General features: G+C 56.1%; 16 protein-coding genes, 1 other RNA gene and 1 pseudogene. 8 read left to right on the plus strand and 10 right to left on the minus strand.

Annotated elements, in window-relative coordinates; translation table 11 throughout:
* Positions 1 to 19: 19 nt before the first annotated feature.
* On the minus strand, positions 20 to 415 hold the full coding sequence (locus SFA31_RS06120) for a YraN family protein (protein ID WP_322837181.1): 396 nt from the start codon (positions 413 to 415) through the stop codon (positions 20 to 22).
* On the minus strand, positions 373 to 2,439 hold the full coding sequence (locus SFA31_RS06125; RefSeq protein WP_322837182.1) for a penicillin-binding protein activator: 2,067 nt from the start codon (positions 2,437 to 2,439) through the stop codon (positions 373 to 375). Before SFA31_RS06125 ends, SFA31_RS06120 begins: the two co-directional genes overlap by 43 nt.
* A gap of 62 nt (positions 2,440 to 2,501) precedes the next feature.
* Between SFA31_RS06125 and rsmI the strand changes: the two genes are divergently transcribed.
* The gene (gene rsmI, locus SFA31_RS06130; RefSeq protein ID WP_322837183.1) at positions 2,502 to 3,368 is read left to right on the plus strand and encodes a 16S rRNA (cytidine(1402)-2'-O)-methyltransferase; all 867 of its coding nucleotides are present in this window, start codon (positions 2,502 to 2,504) and stop codon (positions 3,366 to 3,368) included.
* A 56-nt stretch (positions 3,369 to 3,424) separates the two neighbouring features.
* Positions 3,425 to 3,799, plus strand: an RNA gene (gene rnpB / locus SFA31_RS06135) — RNase P RNA component class A.
* A gap of 1,089 nt (positions 3,800 to 4,888) precedes the next feature.
* Here the strand turns inward: rnpB and SFA31_RS06140 are convergent.
* Entirely contained in the window at positions 4,889 to 5,593 is a 705-nt protein-coding gene (locus SFA31_RS06140) for a pirin family protein (RefSeq protein ID WP_322837184.1), read from the minus strand.
* A 104-nt stretch (positions 5,594 to 5,697) separates the two neighbouring features.
* On the opposite strand from SFA31_RS06140, the gene SFA31_RS06145 reads away from it, so the two are divergent.
* Positions 5,698 to 6,603 (plus strand): LysR family transcriptional regulator, encoded by a 906-nt coding sequence (locus tag SFA31_RS06145; RefSeq protein ID WP_322837185.1) that lies wholly within the window; start codon positions 5,698 to 5,700, stop codon positions 6,601 to 6,603.
* On the opposite strand, the gene SFA31_RS06150 is transcribed toward SFA31_RS06145, so the two are convergent.
* The 4 genes from SFA31_RS06150 to SFA31_RS06165 form a co-directional block, all read right to left on the minus strand.
* A complete protein-coding gene (locus SFA31_RS06150; protein ID WP_322837186.1) occupies positions 6,600 to 6,986 on the minus strand; it encodes a DUF805 domain-containing protein in 387 nt (128 codons plus the stop codon). The genes SFA31_RS06145 and SFA31_RS06150 overlap by 4 nt on opposite strands.
* Positions 6,987 to 7,081: 95 nt before the next feature.
* Entirely contained in the window at positions 7,082 to 8,065 is a 984-nt protein-coding gene (locus SFA31_RS06155; RefSeq protein WP_322837187.1) for a glutathione S-transferase family protein, read from the minus strand.
* Between the two features lie 72 nt (positions 8,066 to 8,137).
* Positions 8,138 to 8,530 carry a DoxX family protein gene (locus SFA31_RS06160; RefSeq protein ID WP_322837188.1) on the minus strand — a complete coding sequence of 131 codons (393 nt, stop codon included), beginning with the start codon at positions 8,528 to 8,530 and terminating at the stop codon, positions 8,138 to 8,140.
* A gap of 925 nt (positions 8,531 to 9,455) precedes the next feature.
* Positions 9,456 to 10,958: a DUF853 domain-containing protein gene (locus tag SFA31_RS06165; protein WP_322837189.1), complete on the minus strand. Its 1,503-nt coding sequence runs from the start codon at positions 10,956 to 10,958 to the stop codon at positions 9,456 to 9,458.
* A 50-nt stretch (positions 10,959 to 11,008) separates the two neighbouring features.
* Between SFA31_RS06165 and SFA31_RS06170 the strand changes: the two genes are divergently transcribed.
* Positions 11,009 to 11,143: a hypothetical protein gene (locus SFA31_RS06170; RefSeq protein WP_322837190.1), complete on the plus strand. Its 135-nt coding sequence runs from the start codon at positions 11,009 to 11,011 to the stop codon at positions 11,141 to 11,143.
* A gap of 23 nt (positions 11,144 to 11,166) precedes the next feature.
* On the plus strand, positions 11,167 to 12,807 hold the full coding sequence (locus tag SFA31_RS06175) for a dihydroxyacetone kinase subunit DhaK (RefSeq protein ID WP_322837191.1): 1,641 nt from the start codon (positions 11,167 to 11,169) through the stop codon (positions 12,805 to 12,807).
* Between the two features lie 59 nt (positions 12,808 to 12,866).
* Here the strand turns inward: SFA31_RS06175 and ahr are convergent, their stop codons facing one another.
* The 3 genes and pseudogenes from ahr to SFA31_RS06190 form a co-directional block, all read right to left on the minus strand.
* Entirely contained in the window at positions 12,867 to 13,892 is a 1,026-nt protein-coding gene (gene ahr / locus SFA31_RS06180) for an NADPH-dependent aldehyde reductase Ahr (RefSeq protein ID WP_322837192.1), read from the minus strand.
* 399 nt (positions 13,893 to 14,291) lie between these two features.
* Positions 14,292 to 14,555 (minus strand): annotated as a pseudogene (locus SFA31_RS06185) (amino acid deaminase); the annotation flags it as partial.
* 35 nt (positions 14,556 to 14,590) lie between these two features.
* Positions 14,591 to 15,811: an amino acid deaminase gene (locus tag SFA31_RS06190; RefSeq protein ID WP_322837193.1), complete on the minus strand. Its 1,221-nt coding sequence runs from the start codon at positions 15,809 to 15,811 to the stop codon at positions 14,591 to 14,593.
* Between the two features lie 204 nt (positions 15,812 to 16,015).
* Between SFA31_RS06190 and SFA31_RS06195 the strand changes: the two genes are divergently transcribed.
* From SFA31_RS06195 to SFA31_RS06205, 3 genes are all read left to right on the plus strand, one after another.
* Positions 16,016 to 17,476: a D-aminoacylase gene (locus SFA31_RS06195; protein WP_322837194.1), complete on the plus strand. Its 1,461-nt coding sequence runs from the start codon at positions 16,016 to 16,018 to the stop codon at positions 17,474 to 17,476.
* A complete protein-coding gene (locus SFA31_RS06200) occupies positions 17,476 to 17,871 on the plus strand; it encodes a RidA family protein (protein WP_322839310.1) in 396 nt (131 codons plus the stop codon). Before SFA31_RS06195 ends, SFA31_RS06200 begins: the two co-directional genes overlap by 1 nt.
* A 196-nt stretch (positions 17,872 to 18,067) precedes the next feature.
* Complete coding sequence (locus tag SFA31_RS06205; RefSeq protein ID WP_322837195.1) at positions 18,068 to 19,549, plus strand: sodium:solute symporter family protein; 1,482 nt, start codon at positions 18,068 to 18,070, stop codon at positions 19,547 to 19,549.

Raw genomic sequence — 19,549 nt, forward strand, 5'->3', positions numbered from 1 at the left:
CTTTCACTGAATTGCAAAATTATTCATTAAGGGAAAAGGCATCTATTATCCACTCAGCCTCATTGCCGGTGAAGGCTACCACATCGCATCGACAATCCACAGTATCAAAACTCCCATTGTGGCCGGCGAGCCAACGCTGGGCCGCGCGTAATATTTTACGCTGCTTGCTGTAGGTAATAGAGGCCGCCGCCGCGCCGTAGCGCGCATTATTGCGATAACGGACTTCAACAAAAACGATAATCTCACCGTGCGACATAATGAGATCGATTTCGCCGGAGGGAAAGCGCACGTTAGCGGCGATAAAACGCAGGCCTTTTTTTTCCAGCCAGCGGCGGGCCAGCATTTCATAATGCCGGCCTCGCCCCTGCGGCGTTACATCACGGGAACTACCTGGCCCTGCTGGTATTTCAGCCATGACATTTTCCGGCTAATGACGCAGTCGGGAGATGCCGTGAGCGTGCCGGTATTACCGCTAATTTGATAGCCCGGCTCCTGACGCATCTGCGTAAAGTGGCTCGCCAGCGCCCAGGCATCTACGCCCATCGCGTACAGTCTGGCCAGCGTATAATCATTGTGCGATGCCCCGAGCGCCTGCTGCATAAGCTGTGGGTTACCGCCTGCCAGCATCGGTATTTCACTGAACTGCAGCCCTTCCATTTCCAGACGGAAATCGGTACCGCCACTGCCCTGCGCGCTGCGCGAACTGGCATACAGTGCGGCACTCCCCCGGCTGCCTGCGCGCATTGCGATCATTGGCTTAATGAGCGCGATTTCCGCGCGCGTCGCCAAAATATAAACGGCGTCGACGCCGCCCTGATTTTGAGCGATAGCGTCAGGTGACTGCTGATCGAGGCCGTTATCGGCGCTTTGAGCAGGCATATCATTCACCGGCGTTCCGCTTAAGGCGATACCGCCGCCGTTAATACCCTGGCGTAGTTCATTTTCAGAACCGAATTTTTGCTGCAATACGGCTCCGCCGCCCTGGTCACGCCAGGCTTCGCTAAAGGCCTTAGTGACGCGATCGCCCAGCGCGCTGCGCGGTACCAGCAGCAGCGGCGCGCGATGCCCTTCCTGCCAGATATGTGCAGCGGCATCGCGTGCTTCATCCTCCGGGGAAAGTGCGAAGTAACAAACATTAGCGCGACCGCTAATGTGTTCCGGCTGATTCAGAGCCAGTACGTTAAGCGGCGTGCCGCTGCCTAACATGCCATCGACATTGTTCTTTAGCAGTGGACCGACGACGATAGATGCGCCTTCCTGTTGCGCTTTCGCTAATAGCTGTTCGATAGGCTGCGTGCTGGTATCGTAAACCGTAATTTGGGCCGCTGGTTTGGCCTGTGCGGCATCCGCAATCGGCGCTGCGGGCTGAGGTTGCGGCTGGGCAACGGTTTCCTGCGTGGCCGCGGCTTTTTGCTCACCGGTCAGCGCATCGGTATCGGCGCTGGATGGGCTGACGATATCGTCATTGGGCGTGGCCGCGCCGTCGTTGCTATCCGTACCGGCAGCGTTATCTATATCTGTCGCTTGTCCTTCCTGCGCAGGTGCGGCGGCTCCGCCGGCCGGTACCACCGGCACCACACCCATATTTTTCGCCGCTTCAAAACCCTGCTGGATAGCCCGGCCAAATACCGCCGCCTGGCCGTTTAGCGGCAGCATAAGTGCGATTTTGTCCGTTGAGGATGGCGTGAAATTCTGAATATTTTTCAGCGCAGTGGGCAGCATTTTTGCACCGGGATTATTCGGATAGCGAGTGCGCCAGTCGGTAATAGCGAATTTTAACTGCTGCGGCTCGCCGCGCTGGCTGCTCCAGGTTTGCTGGAGATCTATCCAACCCTGAAGGATATTTTCATCGGCGTTAATGACCAGTGCGTTAACCTGGGCAGGCGTCATGGTCGCCAGCGTGTTCCATGTGGCATCGATGTTTTTTTGCCTGTCGGCTGCGGGCAGAAGCGGCTCCTGCGCGATTAGCGCGCGCAGCAGCGCCAGCGAGGGTTTACCCTGGGCCGCGTTGATGCGGGCCTGCCAGTAACGCGCGCGCTGCTCGGGAGAAAGCGACTCGGGATCCAGTTTGCCAAGGCGGTCTTCAACGGTCACCGGATCGCGGTTAATAACGGCAAATTCGGCGCTGAGCAACAGCGCTTCTTGGTGCTGCGCCTGCGTTAACTGCCCGGGCAACTGACGATAAATTTCGTCGGCCTTCTGAATTTGCCCCTCTTTTAACAGCGCACGCACGGCGAGTAATTGCCAGGTGGTCTTGCTATCATCAGCGTTTTGCTGCATCTGCTGCAGGTAATACGCAGAGTTTGCCTGCATTTTACCCTGAAGCAGAGTGCCGCTCTTATCTGGCGGCTGCAGGCTACAGCCGGAGAAAATCAGCGCTGCCAGTAATACGGGCAAGCAGCGTCCGGCATTCGAACGAATAAATTTAGACGGTACCATACTGTATCCAGTGTTCTTTTTTACGCAGTTATCAATATTAAATCGGTAAAACGGATGAAACAATGAAACAACACGATTCAGCGGCTATTTTAAGTGGCGTGCTATATATTGTGCCAACGCCTATAGGAAATCTGGAAGATATTACGCAGCGTGCGCTTTCTGTATTGCAATCCGTTGACCTTATCGCCGCCGAGGATACCCGACATACCGGCCTGTTGCTCCAGCACTTTGCTATCAAAGCGCGCCTCTTTGCGCTTCACGATCATAATGAACAGCAAAAGGCGGAAACGCTACTGGCGAAACTGCGGGAAGGAGCGAGCATTGCGCTGGTATCCGATGCCGGAACCCCGCTGATTAACGACCCTGGTTACCATTTGGTTCGCGCCTGCCGCGAGGCGAACGTGCGCGTGGTCCCTCTGCCGGGGGCGTGCGCGGCCATAACCGCGCTTAGCGCCGCCGGTCTGCCATCAGATCGCTTTTGCTATGAGGGTTTTTTACCTGCGAAATCGAAGGGGCGGCGCGACGTGCTGAAGGCGCTGGAGCAGGAGCCTCGCACGCTTATTTTCTACGAATCCACTCACCGTTTGATTGAGAGCCTGGCGGATATGTGCGCCGTTTGGGGCGATGCCCGCTACGTGGTGCTGGCGCGTGAGCTGACAAAAACCTGGGAAACGATTTACGGCGCGCCCGTTGCCGCGCTGCTGGCTTGGGTGCAGGAGGATGAGAATCGGCGCAAAGGCGAGATGGTACTGATCGTTGAAGGCTACCGCGCCGAGGAGAATGCGCTGCCGCCGGAAGCGCTGCGGACGTTAACCCTATTGCAGGCGGAGCTGCCCTTAAAGAAAGCGGCGGCGCTGGCGGCTGAAATCCATGGCGTAAAGAAAAATGCGCTGTATAAGTATGCGCTCGAACACCAGGCGGAAAGCTAATTTGCACTGAAAGCGCCGGGTGACAGCCACGCCGAAACCCTCTATACTCTCGCGCTGAAGCTGACCAGACAGTCGCTGCTTCGTCGTCGTCCCTTCGGGGAGACGGGCGGAGTGGAGGAAAGTCCGGGCTCCATAGGGCAGGGTGCCAGGTAACGCCTGGGGGGCGTAAGCCTACGACCAGTGCAACAGAGAGCAAACCGCCGATGGCTCGCTTGCGGGCACAGGTAAGGGTGAAAGGGTGCGGTAAGAGCGCACCGCGCGGCTGGCAACAGTCCGTGGCACGGTAAACTCCACCCGGAGCAAGGCCAAATAGGGGTTCACATGGTACGGCCCGTACTGAACCCGGGTAGGCTGCTTGAGCCAGTGAGCGATTGCTGGCCCAGATGAATGACTGTCCACGACAGAACCCGGCTTATCGGTCAGCTTCAACTCATTAAAAAACCCGCTGCGGCGGGTTTTTGCTTTCAGGCGTAGCGGAAGTACGGAGAATGACTGTCCACTCCGCTTTCGATGAAAGAACGCGGCTTATCGGTCAGCTTCAACTTATTAAAGAACCCGCTGCGGCGGGTTTTTGCTTTCAGGCGTAGCAGGAGTACGGAGAATGACTGTCCACTCCGCTTTCGATGAAAGAACGCGGCTTATCGGTCAGCTTCAACTTATTAAAGAACCCGCTGCGGCGGGTTTTTGCTTTCTGGCAAAGCGGGAGTACGGATGAATGACTGTCCACTCCGCTTTCGATGAAAGAACGCGGCTTACAGGTCAGCTTCAACTCATTAAAAAACCCGCTGCGGCGGGTTTTTGCTTTCTGGCAAAGCGGGAGTACGGATGAATGACTGTCCACTCCGCTTTCGATGAAAGAACGCGGCTTACAGGTCAGCTTCAACTCATTAAAAAACCCGCTGCGGCGGGTTTTTACTTTCAGGCGTAGCGGAAGTACGGAGAATGACTGTCCACTCCGCTTTCGATGAAAGAACGCGGCTTATCGGTCAGCTTCAACTCATTAAAAAACCCGCTGCGGCGGTTTTTTGCTTTCAGGCGTAGCGGAAGTACGGAGAATGAATGTCCACTCCGCTTTCGATGAAAGAACGCGGCTTATCGGTCAGCTTCAACTCATTAAAAAACCCGCTGCGGCGGGTTTTTGCTTTCAGGCGTAGCGGAAGTACGGAGAATGACTGTCCACTCCGCTTTCGATGAAAGAACGCGGCTTATCGGTCAGCTTCAACTTATTAAAGAACCCGCTGCGGCGGGTTTTTGCTTTCAGGCGTAGCAGGAGTACGGAGAATGACTGTCCACTCCGCTTTCGATGAAAGAACGCGGCTTATCGGTCAGCTTCAACTCATTAAAAAACCCGCTGCGGCGGGTTTTTGCTTTCAGGCGTAGCGGAAGTACGGATGAATGACTGTCCACTCCGCTTTCGATGAAAGAACGCGGCTTACAGGTCAGCGTCAACGTATGAAAGCACCGGCTGTGACAGCGTTTTCACTGCGGTTTTTTCCTGTTCTCGTTTCTGGAGGACGATGTCAGGAGGGCAGATCGATTAACAGCCCTTGAAAAGCCGTTTCTGCCGTCAGGGTTAACAACGACTCGTCGTGAATAAACGCGCCGTCGCCGCAGGTAAGCACCTCCCGAGCGCTATTTTCCCCGGCGCTTACCCGAAAGGTGCCGTGAATGGACTGCAACCAGGCGCGCGGCCCGTGCAGCGCGATATCCAACGTTTCTCCCTGTGTGAAGGCTAAATGATAAATCCAAACCTGCTGGCGTAGCATTAGGCAATTCGGGTTGCCGTCCGGGGAGGCGAGAAGCTGGCAGCCGTGGGCAGTTAACGGGCATTTCTGGATTGAAGGTGCCTCACGCCCGGCGCTGGCGTCCAGCCAAAGCTGCAGGCGGGTTAACGGCGCACCGGCGTTGCAATTATATTCACTGTAACTCACGCCTGGCCGCGTAGTCAGCAGCAGCGCTTCACCGGCGCCGGCTTGGGTATGTCGCCCTTCGCTATCGCGATAGGTGGCATCGCCATCCAGCACCAGATTCAAAATATCGACCCGGGGAAAGGTGCGAGGCTGTAGCGATGCGCCGGGTGCCAGCACCTCTTGATTCAGCGCGCGCAGGACGGAATAGCCCATAAGGTTTGGATCAAAATAGTGGCCAAACGAAAAGGCATAACGCGCTTTTAACCAACCGTAATCGGCCTTGCCACACTGGCCCGCCGTTCTGGGAATTATCATACATTCAGCCTTCTTTTTTACTCATCTTATGGTAAGAATCTGGACGTGATATTGTTAGCCAGTTAATCTGCTCGCTATATTCAAATTTACTGAATGAGAAAACGATGGCCAGAGAACGCGCCCTGACGCTGGAAGCTTTGCGAGTAATGGATGCAATCGATCGGCGCGGGAGTTTCGCCGCAGCGGCGGACGAGCTGGGGCGCGTGCCGTCAGCGCTGAGCTATACCATGCAAAAGCTGGAAGACGAACTGGACGTGGTATTGTTTGACCGTTCCGGCCATCGGACAAAATTTACCAATGTAGGCAGAATGCTATTGGAGCGCGGGCGCCTGCTGCTTGAAGCGGCCGACAAACTTTCTACCGATGCGCAGGCGCTGGCGCGCGGCTGGGAAACTCACCTTACGCTGGTTGCTGAGGCGCTGGTGCCGGCGTCGGCGCTGTTTCCTCTGATAGAGCGGTTGGCGGAAAAAGCCGATACTCAGCTTTCAATTATCACTGAAGTCTTAGCCGGCGCGTGGGAGCGGCTGGAACAGGGGCGAGCGGATATTGTGATTGCGCCGGATATGCACTTTCGCACATCGACAGAAATTAACTTCCGCAAATTATATACCCTTAAAAATGTTTACGTCGCAGCCCCTGATCATCCGATTCACCAGGAACCAGAGCCATTATCCGAAGCAACGCGGGTAAAATATCGCGGGGTAGCGGTGGCGGATACCGCCCGTGAACGCCCGGTATTAACGGTACAGTTATTAGATAAACAGCCGCGCTTAACGGTCAGTAGTATGGAAGAAAAGCGCCAGGCGCTACTGGCCGGACTAGGTGTGGCGACGATACCCTATTCGCTGGTAGAGCAGGATATTGCGACAGGGCGGCTGCGGGTAGTTAGCCCGGAGTCAACCGCCGATATCGATATTATTATGGCCTGGCGCCGGGACAGCATGGGCGAGGCCAAAGCGTGGTGCCTGCGTGAAATCCCTAAACTGTTTGCGAAACGTCGGGAAAATTAGGCAACTGTGGTCATCTGTGCGTCTTCCGCCAGCGGATCGGGGCCGAAACGGTTTTCACCATCGGAGCCTTTCAGGCAGAAGAACACCAGCAGCACCAGTGCGCCAATTAGCGGGACAAGACCTATCAGTATCCACCAGGCTGAACGGTTTGTATCGTGCAGGCGGCGCGCCATAACTGCGATGGTCGGCACTAATATCAGAAGACCATAAATAGTGGACAGCACGCCGGCATCTTCCGAAAAAGTAAATCCTGCGGCGCTATCGATAACGCTTAGCACCAGGGTAATAATGGTGCTGAACAGGGCGAACATCCAGTACTCTTTACGACGAGCACGGCCGCGGAACCCAGAGTAGTTTTTAAGAACTTTTAAATACCAATTCATTACCACATCCTTTATAGGTTAATTTGCCCCTCTTTCTACACATAAATCCCTGCTGGAGCAATCTGAAATCCGGGTGAGAGCAAGCTTTAATCGCCTTAAAATCGGCTGTCGCGACCGTGGGGTTCATTGAGATCCTGCTCAGGCCCAATTGAGATAATGCCGTGCGGGTTTAGCGTTTTGTGGCTGCGAAAATAATGATGCCGAATATGTTCCATATTGACGGTTTCGGCGATACCCGGTAGCTGGTAAATATCACGTAAAAAACCGTACAGGTTTAGATAATCACTAATACGCAGGCGATCGCATTTAAAATGCGTGACGTACACCTGGTCGAAGCGAATAAGCGTGGTCCATAGCCGAATATCGGCCTCGGTCAGCCTGTCGCCGGTAAGATAACGATGCTGGCCTAATATCTGTTCCAGCCGCGCCAAAGAGTTAAATAGCTGCTCGGCGGCTTCATCGTAAGCCCGCTGGCTGGTAGCGAAACCCGCTTTATACACGCCGTTATTTACGGTGTCATAAATCCAGCTATTTAACTTATCGATTTCGGGCTGTAGTTCTGGCGGATAGTAATCGCCGGCGCGCGCGCCCTGTGCGTCAAACGCGCTATTAAACATGCGAATGATTTCCGCCGATTCATTGCTAACAATCGTCTGCTGCTGTTTATCCCATAGCACCGGCACGGTCACCCGCCCGCTGTATTTTGGGTTAGCCTGTAAATAAAGCTGCCATAAATAATCGTGGTGATTAAGTGTATCGCCGGTGGCAGCCGGGAAATCCTGGGCAAATGTCCAGCCGTTTTCCAGCATTAAAGGATGAACGACAGAAACGGAAATGAACGGTTCCAGCCCCTTAAGTTTGCGCATAATCAGGGTGCGATGCGCCCACGGGCAGGCTAGCGAGACATAGAGATGGTAGCGATTTTTTTGGGCGGCGAAGCCGCCTTCGCCGGAAGGGCCGGGCGAGCCGTCAAATGTCAGCCAATTACGAAACGCGGCGGCTGAGCGTTCAAAGCGCCCGCCTGATGAAGCCGTGTCATACCAGGCGTCCTGCCAGGCGCCCTCTACCAGCAGTCCCATGTTTCTCTCCTTACACGAATAAAAAACCGGCGCGCGCAGCGTCGCACCGGAAGATTAATTATCAGTATAGACTTACCAGCGTTTGTTCAGCAGGCGATCGAGACTGAAAGCGCCCGGGCCGATAATGCCTAGTAGTAAAAAACCGCCTGCGATGGTCAGGTTTTTCATAAACATGAGTTGGTTAACTTCATCGGCGAAGTTATTGTGAAATAAAAAGGCGGTCAGGAGAGTAAAAGCCGCAGTGAACAGCGCGGTAGTGCGCGTTAGAAATCCAAACATAATGGCCAGGCCACCGCCGAATTCAAGCAAAATGGTCAGCGGCAGTAGAAAGCCCGGCACGCCCATTGATTCCATATACTGCTGAGTGCCCGTATAGGCGGTTATCTTGCCATACCCTGCCACAATAAACAGAATCGGCATCATAATGCGTGCCACCAGAATGCCAATATCTTCGAATTTTTTCATTTTCTAACTCCACGAATTTTCACTAATGGCTCAATGCCAATTTGTTGTTTATGCGGCGATTTAAAACGAATATTACCAATCGCCCGGCGTTGGACAGGATAATACGGCGGGTATTTGGTGATTGTTAGCAAGGAAAACTGTCAGACTCATTCAGTTTTTCTGAATTTATACGGAAAGGTAATAGTGCATTGAAGAAATATTTTCGTCTTGCAACCAAGGTGAAGCTAACTGCTAACTGCTAACTGCTAACTGCTAACTGCTAACCTCCAGGCCGCTGGCGAAAACTTACGCTGCAGGTACCTGGCTGAGGATCTGCCCCCGGCACTGGCAGCAGTGTCGGCGAAAACCTTGTGAAGTGAGAGTAAATTGAATTGAACTGCGGTTATTCCCAGCCTGCACGTACACTACTGCCACCTTGCTATTAGCTACGCGTGCAGAATGCTGCCCCCGCTCTGAACGTCTCTTAGTGTTATCAGCGCGGGGACGTGGGCCGGTTATCAATCCGTTACACGTGAGGTTAACGGCGACGTCCACCGAGAAGGCTATCCGGAACGCCGCGCACAATACGGTTGATTATCTGGCGCGTGGCGCTTTTTGCCGCCGCCTGTACCAAACATCCTTGCTATTAGCTACGCGTGCAGAATGCCGCCCCCGCTCTGAACGTCTCTTAGTGTTATCAGCGCGGGGACGTGGGCCGGTTATCAATCCGTTACACGTGAGGTTAACGGCGACGTCCACCGAGCAGGCTACCCAGAACGCCGCGCACAATACGGTTGATTATCTGGCGCGTGGCGCTTTTTGCCGCCGCCTGTACCAAACATCCTTGCTATTAGCTACGCGTGCAGAATGCCGCCCCCGCTCTGAACGTCTCTTAGTGTTATCAGCACGGGGACGTGGGCCGGTTATCAATCCGTTACACGTGAGGTTAACGGCGACGTCCACCGAGCAGGCTACCCAGAACGCCGCGCACAATACGGTTGGTTATCTGGCGCGTGGCGCTTTTTGCCGCCGCCTGCACCAGGCCGTCTTTTTTACCGCCGCGCGGGCCTACGCTGCCGAACAAAATCTCTTTTAGGCCGCCCAGTATTCCATCATCATCGGCGGCCTGCGGCGCTTTTTTCTGCGGTGCCTGCACGCTGTCCGTAGCCGCCTGAACGCCTTTTTGCAGCATCTCGAACGCGGATTCGCGGTCTACGGCCTCGTCATACTTTCCGTATAGCGAAGAGTGATTAATCAGCCCATTGCGTTCGTCGCGGGTAATGGGCCCCATGCGCGAGCCTGGGGCTATCACAAATGCGCGCTCCACTACGGTTGGGCTACCTTTTTCATCGAGAAAAGAGATCAACGCTTCGCCGGTACCCAGCGCCTGAATTGCCTCTTCCGTATTAAAGGCAGAGTTGGTGCGCATGGTTTGCGCCGCGGACTTCAGCGCTTTCTGATCTTTCGGTGTAAAGGCGCGCAGCGCGTGCTGCACCCGGTTGCCCAGCTGCCCCAAAATATTGTCAGGAATATCCGCCGGATTTTGTGACACAAAAAAGATCCCCACCCCTTTCGAGCGGATCAGGCGCACAACCTGTTCAATTTTATCCAGCAGCACCTGCGGCGCGTCTTTAAACAGCAAATGCGCCTCATCAAAAAAGAAAACCAGCTTCGGCTTCTCCAAATCACCGGCTTCCGGCAGGCGCTCATAAAGCTCCGATAACATCCAAAGCAGGCTGGCCGAATACAGCTTTGGCATTTGATAAAGCTTTTCAGCGCTTAAAATATTAATCACGCCTTTCCCGGCGTCGTCAATGCGCATCCAGTCAGTGATATCCAACATTGGCTCGCCGAAGAAAAACGGCGCGCCCTCTTGTTCAAGCGTCAGTAAACCGCGCTGAATAGCGCCTACCGATGCGCTGCTAATATTGCCATATTGGTTCTGAAACGCTTTCGCGTTATCGCCAATATATTGCGTAATGGCGCGTAAATCTTTGAAATCCAGCAGTAGCAGTCCCTGGTCATCCGCAACGCGGAAGATAATGCTCAGAACGCCGCTCTGCACGTCGTTGAGATTAAGCAGGCGCGCCAGCAGCAGCGGGCCAAGATCGGATACCGTCGCGCGCAAAGGGTGCCCATTAGTGCCAAAAATATCCCACAGCGTGGCGGGGTTCGCGTGTGGCTGCCAGTCGGTCACGCTAATTTTTGCAAGCCGTGCCTGCAGTTTTTCTGATGCCTCGCCCGGCTGGGAAACGCCGGTTAAATCGCCTTTCACATCGGCCATAAACACCGGCACGCCTATCTCAGAAAACGACTCGGCGAGCTTTTGCAGCGTGACGGTTTTCCCGGTACCGGTCGCGCCGGTGATAAGCCCGTGGCGGTTCGCCATTGCGGGATATAAAAACAGACTGGTATCGGCGGTTTTGGCTATCAGCAGTGGTGAGCTCATTCTTATTCCTTCATTGTTCTTTGCCTGAGGCCCGGCACCGGGCGTAATAAATGTCGGTACAATCCCCAACGACACCGGGCTACTGCATCGACGCGCAGATGGTGCCGCGTTTTTCCTGTCATCGCTATCAGTATATTCTGCAGAAGACGGCGCGTAACGCAGTAAAGGCTATGCTTTGCCTGTAGGCTATCTGATTTTAGGGGAAACTATGTCCAGGTTTTTTTTTGATAAGCGCGAAACGCTGGTCGACGATGCGATAGACGGACTGATCCTTGCCACACCTTATGCGAATTTGGTCCGGCTGGATATTGCGCCGGGCATTCGCGTGGTGGCGCGCAGCGGCTGGGATAAAAGCCGCGTCGCGATTATTTCCGGCGGCGGCTCTGGCCATGAACCGGCGCATGCGGGTTATGTCGGTAAGGGAATGTTGACCGCAGCGGTATGTGGCGATCTGTTTGCCTCCCCGAGCGTGGATGCGGTATTCAATGCCATCGTCGCGCTGACCGGCGAGCGCGGCTGTCTGCTGATCGTTAAAAACTACACCGGCGATCGCCTGAACTTTGGCCTGGCTGCAGAAAAAGCCCGGCGCTACGGGCTACAGGTTGAAATGGTTATCGTGGGCGATGATGTTGCCCTGCCGGATAACCCTCAGCCGCGCGGCATCGCCGGAACGGCACTGGTGCATAAGATAGCAGGCTATGCGGCGGAGCGTGGGCGATCGCTGGCGGCGGTATGCGCGGCGGCGCAGGATGCCTGCGCGCGAATATACAGTCTTGGTGTGGCCCTGCGCAGTTGCAGCCTGCCGGACGGCGAAGAGCAAGAGCGTATTCGCCCTGGGCAGGTTGAACTGGGGCTTGGCATTCACGGTGAGCCGGGAGCCAGTACCCTGCAGACGCAAAACAGCCGTAAGCTAATAAATGAAATGGCGACCCGCCTGCGGGAGAAAACCGGCGCTGCGCGGCTGGCGGTGATGATAAACAATTTGGGGGGGACCTCTGAGCTGGAAATGTCGCTGCTGGTGAAGGCGCTGGTCCATTCGCCGCTTGGTGCGCAGACGGATTTTCTGATTGGCCCGGCGCCGCTGGTCAGTGCGCTGGATATGAAAGGCTTTTCGCTGTCCGCAATCTGCCTTAACGATGCGGTGGTTTGTGCGCTGCAGTCTGAGGTCCACACGCTGGGGTGGCGCCCGCTGGTGCCGCTCGCTCCGGCCCCGGCGCAAAAAATTCCCCCAATGAAAACGGAAATAGACGCGAAGCCTTCTGATAATCCGCGCGCGGCGGCGCTGGTGCAGGCGGCGGTAGAAACACTAATCGGGCTGGAGCGCAGGCTAAATGCGCTGGATGCAAAAGTGGGAGATGGGGATACAGGATCGACTTTCGCGCTGGGCGCGCGCGATATCGGCGAGCGCCTGGCTCAGGGATCATTACCGCTCAATGAGCCTGATGCGCTGCTGCTTACCATCGGAGAGCGACTGGCTACGGCGATGGGAGGGTCCAGCGGCGTGTTAATGTCAATTTTGTTCACCGCTGCCGGGCAGGCGCTAAAAGAGGGCGAATCGTTACCCGCTGCGCTACTGACGGGGCTACGGCAAATGAGGCACTATGGCGGCGCAGCGCCGGGCGATCGCACGCTGGTTGATGCGCTACAGCCTGCGCTGGAGGCGCTGCAAAAGCAGAGTCTTGATGCGGCGGTGAGGGCGGCGCAGGAAGGCGCGCAGGCGACGGCGAAAATGAAGCGCGCCGCAGCCGGGCGCGCTTCATATGTGGGCAGCGACAGCCTGAACGGCGTTGAAGATCCCGGGGCTGTGGCGGTGGCAGAGGTGTTTTCCGCGCTCGCCAAAACGCTATAGCGGCGCGTTTTTAGGCGCCGCCGCTTTGCATTTTCGCTGCGCCAGGGCAAAGGCAGGCGTTAAGCCTGAAAATCTGCCTTTAACACTACGCGGTAGCGGGCTTTGCCTTCACGAACGTGACGCAGTGCATCGTTAATCTGCGACATTGGGTACTCTTCCGTTTGCGGCGCGACTTTTGTCCGCGCCGCCAGGCGCATCAGCGTGCGTAACTCTGAAGGATTGCCGGTGGCAGAGCCGCTAATGTTGCGATCGCCGCCAATCAGCGTGATAGCCGGGACCTCAAACGGTTTCATTACCAGGCCGACCGTGTGGAAATGACCGTCCGGCGCCAGCGCCTTGAAATAGGGCATCCAGTTGAGATCGACGCTTACCGTATTAATGATCAGATTAAATTGCCCTGCCAGCGCGGTGAGGGCGTCAGGATCGCGGCTATTTACCACGCGATCGGCGCCCATTGCCAGGATCTCCTGCTCTTTATCCGGATTAGAACTGAATGCCACAACTTCCGCACCCATGGCGCGCAGTAGCTTCACCGCGATATGCCCCAGCCCGCCAATGCCGATAATGCCGACGCGGCTGGTGGCATTAATGTTATTGGTGAGTAAGGGTTTAAATACCGTAATGCCACCGCAAAGCAGCGGCCCGGCGGTGGCGATATCCAGGCTGTCAGGTAAAGGGATCGCCCACTGCCAGTTCGCGCGGATCTTCTCGGCGAAGCCCCCGCGATTCATGATAGTTGGTACGCTACCCTGGCGGCAGTTAATATGATTGCCGCTGATGCAGGCATCGCAGTGCTGGCAGCTTTTCGCCGTCCAGCCAATCCCCACGCGCTGACCAACTTTCAGCCCTTTATTCCGGGCTTCTGCGCCCAGCGCATGGACGCGACCAATAACCTCATGGCCTGGTACCAGCGGGTATTGTGATATGCCCCATTCATTATCAATCATTGATAAATCGGAATGGCAAACGCCGCAGTATTCAACCTGTACTTCCACGTCTTCGGCGTTTAGCTCACCGGCATCGTATTCATAGGGTTCTAGATCGGCGCCAGCGCTGAGCGCCGCGTAACTTTTAATTTTTGTCATTGTGACTGCCTCAGGAAAAATTCAGGAGAATAAGTGTAGAGCATTTCTAAAAGCGCCGGGCGTATCGGGGTCTGAAAAGCCGCATAGCCGCACAGAGTGCCAATACTCGGCGCGGCGGGCGGTTTTATTGGCGAATCGTGTCGGGCCAAACCACTTTAAGCGCCCTCTGAAGAGATGAAAACGATGGATAACGCGTTTCTCTATACACAATTTCTATGCCCGCTGTGTCCATACCTGCAATGTATATGACAAAAAATGCGACCTGTAGCGTGCGGAATATGCTCGCACTGGCCTGGATGTGCGGCGGTCATTCGTCACTTCGGGTATAGGCAAGCGGCTGGGGCCGCCCGGCGTCACGCGCGCCGCCGCATATATCCATAGTGAGCGGCGGGCTGGCGTTCAGAACCCGGTTTCCAGCGAATCCAGCACGCGATATTCGTCATCCACCAGTAGCAAAGACTGCCACTTATCAAATGTCAGGCAGGGATGCGAGGTGCCAAAAATCAGGATATCGCCCACCCGCACATCGTAGTGTTCCCGCACTTCCAGCATACAGTGTTGATCCATAATCCCGACGCTGACCAGCGCCTGCGCCGGTAGCGCCAGCCGTTCGCCGCCGCGATAATGGGCGAGCGGCTGGGGCAGCCCGGCGTCACGCGCGCTGCCGCATATACCCATAGTGAGCGGCGGGGTGGCGTTCAGAACCCGGTTTCCAGCGAATCCAGCACGCGATATTCGTCATCCACCAGTAGCAAAGACTGCCACTTATCAAATGTCAGGCAGGGATGCGAGGTGCCAAAAATCAGAATATCGCCCACCCGCACATCGTAATGTTCCCGCACTTCCAGCATACAGTGCTGATCCATAATCCCGACGCTGACCAGCGCCTGCGCCGGTAGCGCCAGCCGTTCACCGCCGCGATAATGGGCAAGCGGCTGGGGCAGCCCGGCGTCAAACGCGCTGTCGCGCTTACCAATATTGACTACGGCGCGCCCCGGCTCCGGTACCGATTGCACCATAGCGGCTAGCTCCAGCGCCGCATCCAGATCGCCGCCTAATTCGCAGGCGATAGTGTCCCTGGCGCGTAGCGCCTGTTGAGCTGCCTGGTAAATGCCGTTGTCATGCGTGATGTAGCAGCCGGGGCGGATGGCTATCCGGCAGCGCGGTGGTTTTTCTTCCCTCTCCCAGACGTTACACACCACGTCGTACCATACGGTGCCGGCGCCGGTAAGCAAAAATTCTCCCTCAACCAGCGGCCCCATCTGGCACGCCAGACGCGCGGCCGTGCGTAACAGCGCTTCAATAGCCGGCTGCGGATTATCGTCGTGCAACACGCCTTCGTACAGCTCCAGCCCGCGCAGCCTAAGACCGGGGAGTGACGCAATGCGGTGCGCCAGGTTAAGCGCCTGCTCCGGGGTGCGGCAGCCGCAGCGTCCGCCTGCTACGCCCAGCTCTACCAGTATATCGAGCCGCTGCTGGCGCTGGGCAAAAAACGCCGAAAGCGCGGCGGCGTTGGCTTCGCTATCAACAAGACACAGAATATCGACCTGCGAGAAATGCTGTTTTAGCTGAGACATCAGCGCCATATTTGCCTTTCCCACCAGTTGATTTGCCATCAGCACGCGCCGCATGCCGCTCGCCATGGCTACGCTCGCCTGCCATACACTTCCTACGCCGATAGCCCACGCGCCCGCCTGCTGCTGCTGCTGAAAAATCCAGGGTGTCATGGTGGTTTTGCCATGCGGCGCTAGTGAGACGCCGCGCTTGTCTGCGTAGCGCTGCATCCACTCGATATTGTTCAGCAACGCGTTTTTTTTAAGTACCGCGGCGGGTAAACAAACGTCTTCAAGCAGCACGCTGGCAGGCTGGTGCATGATGGCAGATTTGCCGTCGATAAGGAGATGTTTTTGATATTTCATATCATTATCTCTGTTGGTTTTTTTATGGGGTTACGATGAGTATCTAAAATAACTAATTGAAAATTAACATATTAAATTATAAATACGCATTTATCTGAATAAAAGTATCATGTTTTCCGCGTGATTTTGTGTAGTTTTCCACTGTTTTAATACCTTGTAAATGGTTAAATCTTCAGCAAGACAGAAGCGTGTGAGGCGAGGAATATGAAAGCTGACTGGCTATACCGTAATGCTACGGTGATCGATGGAAGCGGCGGCCCGGCTTATCGGGGTGACGTTGCGGTAACGGGCGACAAAATTAGCCACATTGCGCCGCACTTAACGCTCGATGTCGGCGCTGAAATCGATGCTGAAGGTAAAGTGCTGGCCCCTGGCTTTATTGACGTGCACACCCACGACGATACTAACGTCATCCGCATGCCCGCCTATTTGCCAAAAATTAGCCAGGGGGTGACAACGGTTATCGTCGGGAACTGCGGTATCAGCGCGGCGACGGCAACTATCCGCGACGATGTCCCGGACCCAATGAACCTGCTGGGGGAAGCGGAACACTTTATTTATCCCTCAGTAAACGCCTATGCCGATGCCGTAACCGAGGCTCGGCCAGCAGTCAATGTCGGTACGTTAATAGGCCACACCACGCTGCGCAACAACCACATGGATTCCCTGATGCGCCCGGCGCATCCGGCTGAAATTGCCGCGATGCGCGCGCAGCTTCGCGAAGCGCTGACGCAGGGGGCGCTCGGTATGAGCACCGGCCTTGCCTACGCGACGGCGTTTGAAGCACCCACGGAAGAAGTCATGGCGCTGGCCGAAGAGCTGGCCGCCGGGCAGGGCATTTACACCACGCACCTGCGCTCGGAGTTTGAACCGATACTAGAGGCGCTGGATGAGGCCTTTCGCATCGGGCGACACGCCCGGGTGCCGGTGGTGGTATCACACCATAAATGTGCGGGTGCCAAAAACTGGGGACGTACCCGGGAGACGCTCGCCTTTTTCGACAAAATGCGCCAACGCCAGGAAATTGGCTGCGATTGCTACCCCTATTCCGCCAGCTCTTCGACGCTGGATTTGAAACAGGTGACCGATGAATTCGACATTGTGATCACCTGGTCTGAACCTCACCCCGAAATGGCAGGCAACACACTGCAACAAATTGCCGCCGAGTGGAACCTGAGTCTGATAGACGCAGCGCGGCGTTTGATGCCGGCCGGTGCGATTTATCACAATATGGATGAACAAGACGTGCGCCGGGTGCTGCGCTACCCGGCGACAATGATAGGGTCGGACGGGTTGCCGAACGATCCTATGCCGCATCCGCGTCTGTGGGGCGCTTTCCCGCGCGTGTTGGGGCATTACAGCCGTGAAGCGCAGCTTTTCCCACTGCATGAAGCTATCCACAAAATGACCGGGCTACCGGCGGCGCGTTTTCGCCTGGCGCAGCGCGGGCTTATTAAAACCGGCTATTACGCCGATCTGGTGCTGTTCGATCCTGCCACTGTTCGCGATGCGGCGAGCTTTTCTGCGCCTCAGCGGCCTGCGGAAGGGATTGAGGGCGTAATGGTTAACGGCGTGATGAGCTATGGTCGCGATAAACAGGTAACCGGGCGCGCGGGGCGTTTCCTGCGGCGCCAGCATATTCAGCATATTGATAAGGAGCAATGATGGGGATTAAACGCTATGGCACAGAGGGCGGGACCGGCACGGGAGGCCAGCATCTGCCGTTCGCCCGCGCCGTTGAAGCCGGTGGCTGGCTTTATGTTTCCGGGCAGACGCCGATGAAAAACGGCGAAATCATTGAGGGCGGGATCGTTGAACAGTCGCGACTGGCCATTCAAAACTGCATCGACATCATGACGGAAGCTGGCTACGGGCTGGCTGACGTCGTGCACGTGAGCGTCATTTTGACCGATGCCCGTTATTTCCAGTCGTTTAACAAAGTGTTTCGCGAGTTTTTCGGCGATAACCCGCCGGCGCGTATTTGCTGCGTGGCCGATTTGGTCGTGGTCTGCAAGGTCGAAGTGGATGTGACCTGCTATAGCGCCCAGCGCAGCCAGTAACTGATAGCGCCTTCCTGCAGGGAGGCGGGCGCCCGCATCGCTGGCGCCAGATAACAATACCGTGATGCATCGCGTAACAGCGTCGCACGCCCCCGGCGTGCGCCCGGGGGAGCCTGCGCCGTTTTTCAGGTGTCCCGTCCAATTTACTCCGTAATAACCGGCGTTGGTTATTCACGCAAACATCTGGACGTGTGCAATGAATAATATGTCATTCCTGATTTGGTTTTCAGTCTACGCCAGCGCGATGGTAGCGCTGGGCTGGTATGTCTTGCGCCATCAGAAAAACGGCGATGATTTTCTACTGGGGGGGCGTTCGTTACCGATGATCCTGACGCTAGGTTCTACCGTCGGGACCATGGTAGGAACCGGCTCCAGCGTGGGGGCAGTGGGGTTTGGCTACACTAACGGCTGGGCCGGTATGCTTTACGGCCTCGGCGGCGCATGTGGCATCCTGCTGGTAGCCTGGCTATTTGCGCCGGTGCGGAAATACCGCTTTATGACCATGAGCGAAGAGCTGAGCTTTTACACCGGCGGCAGTAAAGTCATCAGAAATGTCGTCGCGCTGTTGATTTTTATCGCCTCCATTGGCTGGCTGGGCGCGCACATTCTCGGCGGCGGCCTGTACCTCGCCTGGGCCAGCGGGCTGGATATTAACACCGCGAAAATCATCATCGCACTGGCGTTTGTCGTGTACGTCGGTATCGGCGGTTACTCCGCAGTGGTATGGATCGATACCATACAGTCACTGGTGCTGTTCGCTGGTTTCATTTTGATGGCGGTACTGGCGGTGCATCACGTTGGCGGCTGGCAGTCGATTCAGCGCACGGTAGATCCGGCGGCGCAAAGCCTGTTCGCGATAGATAAACTGGGCGTACTGCCCGCGCTGTCGCTTGCCATGGTCATTGGCGTCGGCGTGCTGGCCACGCCGTCTTACCGCCAGCGCATCTATTCAGCGAAAACGGTGGGCTCTGTGCGCCAGTCGTTCACCATCACCGGACTGCTGTACCTGGGCTTCTCTTTCCTGCCAGCCATTATTGGCATGGCGGTATGGACCATGGATAAAAACCTGGAAAACAGCGGCTTCGCCTTTTTATACGCAACCCAGGTACTGCCGCCGGTGCTGGGCATGGCTGTTTTAATTGCCGGGATGTCGGCCAATATGTCCTCCGGCAGTTCAGATGCCATCGCCGCGGTCTCAATCATGCTGCGCGATCTATACACCCTGATTACCGGCCATATGCCTGCGCCGGAAAAAGCCATTCGCCTGTCGCGCCTGTTTCTGGTGTTGGTCATCGGGCTGGCTCTACTGTTTGCGCTGACCTCAAACGATATCATCGGCTATATCACCAAAATGATCTCCATGATTATGTCCGGGATGTTTATCTGCTCCATGCTGGGCCGCTTCTGGACGCGTTTTAACTGGCAGGGCGCGCTGGCGGCGCTGCTGGGTGGCGCTGGCGCATCGGTTGTAGTGCTGGTGGATAAAGAGTGGCTCGCCTTCTGGGGGAACCCGTGTATCCCGTCGGTGCTGACCAGCCTGGTGGCTGCCGTGGTCGTTACGCTGCTCACCCCGGCCTGCGCCCTGAGCCGTGAACAGGCGCTGGCGCTGATTACCCAGGAGCGGGAAAGCCGCCCTGAAACGCCGTTAGCGGGGAAACCCGAAACTCAGCAGGGATAA

Source organism: Erwinia sp. HR93 (assembly GCF_034555055.1).
Classification (GTDB): Bacteria; Pseudomonadota; Gammaproteobacteria; order Enterobacterales; family Enterobacteriaceae; genus Apirhabdus; species Apirhabdus apintestini.

Coding starts and splice junctions, on each gene's coding strand:
- SFA31_RS06200 (WP_322839310.1), top strand. CDS start 17,476: ATGGGGATTAAACGCTATGGCACAGAGGGCGGGACCGGCACGGGAGGC.
- ahr (WP_322837192.1), bottom strand. CDS start 13,892: ATGACAAAAATTAAAAGTTACGCGGCGCTCAGCGCTGGCGCCGATCTA.
- rsmI (WP_322837183.1), top strand. CDS start 2,502: ATGAAACAACACGATTCAGCGGCTATTTTAAGTGGCGTGCTATATATT.
- SFA31_RS06165 (WP_322837189.1), bottom strand. CDS start 10,958: ATGAGCTCACCACTGCTGATAGCCAAAACCGCCGATACCAGTCTGTTT.
- SFA31_RS06145 (WP_322837185.1), top strand. CDS start 5,698: ATGGCCAGAGAACGCGCCCTGACGCTGGAAGCTTTGCGAGTAATGGAT.
- SFA31_RS06205 (WP_322837195.1), top strand. CDS start 18,068: ATGAATAATATGTCATTCCTGATTTGGTTTTCAGTCTACGCCAGCGCG.
- SFA31_RS06190 (WP_322837193.1), bottom strand. CDS start 15,811: ATGAAATATCAAAAACATCTCCTTATCGACGGCAAATCTGCCATCATG.
- SFA31_RS06120 (WP_322837181.1), bottom strand. CDS start 415: ATGGCTGAAATACCAGCAGGGCCAGGTAGTTCCCGTGATGTAACGCCG.
- SFA31_RS06140 (WP_322837184.1), bottom strand. CDS start 5,593: ATGATAATTCCCAGAACGGCGGGCCAGTGTGGCAAGGCCGATTACGGT.
- SFA31_RS06170 (WP_322837190.1), top strand. CDS start 11,009: ATGTCGGTACAATCCCCAACGACACCGGGCTACTGCATCGACGCGCAG.
- SFA31_RS06160 (WP_322837188.1), bottom strand. CDS start 8,530: ATGAAAAAATTCGAAGATATTGGCATTCTGGTGGCACGCATTATGATG.
- SFA31_RS06125 (WP_322837182.1), bottom strand. CDS start 2,439: ATGGTACCGTCTAAATTTATTCGTTCGAATGCCGGACGCTGCTTGCCC.
- SFA31_RS06175 (WP_322837191.1), top strand. CDS start 11,167: ATGTCCAGGTTTTTTTTTGATAAGCGCGAAACGCTGGTCGACGATGCG.
- SFA31_RS06195 (WP_322837194.1), top strand. CDS start 16,016: ATGAAAGCTGACTGGCTATACCGTAATGCTACGGTGATCGATGGAAGC.
- SFA31_RS06155 (WP_322837187.1), bottom strand. CDS start 8,065: ATGGGACTGCTGGTAGAGGGCGCCTGGCAGGACGCCTGGTATGACACG.
- SFA31_RS06150 (WP_322837186.1), bottom strand. CDS start 6,986: ATGAATTGGTATTTAAAAGTTCTTAAAAACTACTCTGGGTTCCGCGGC.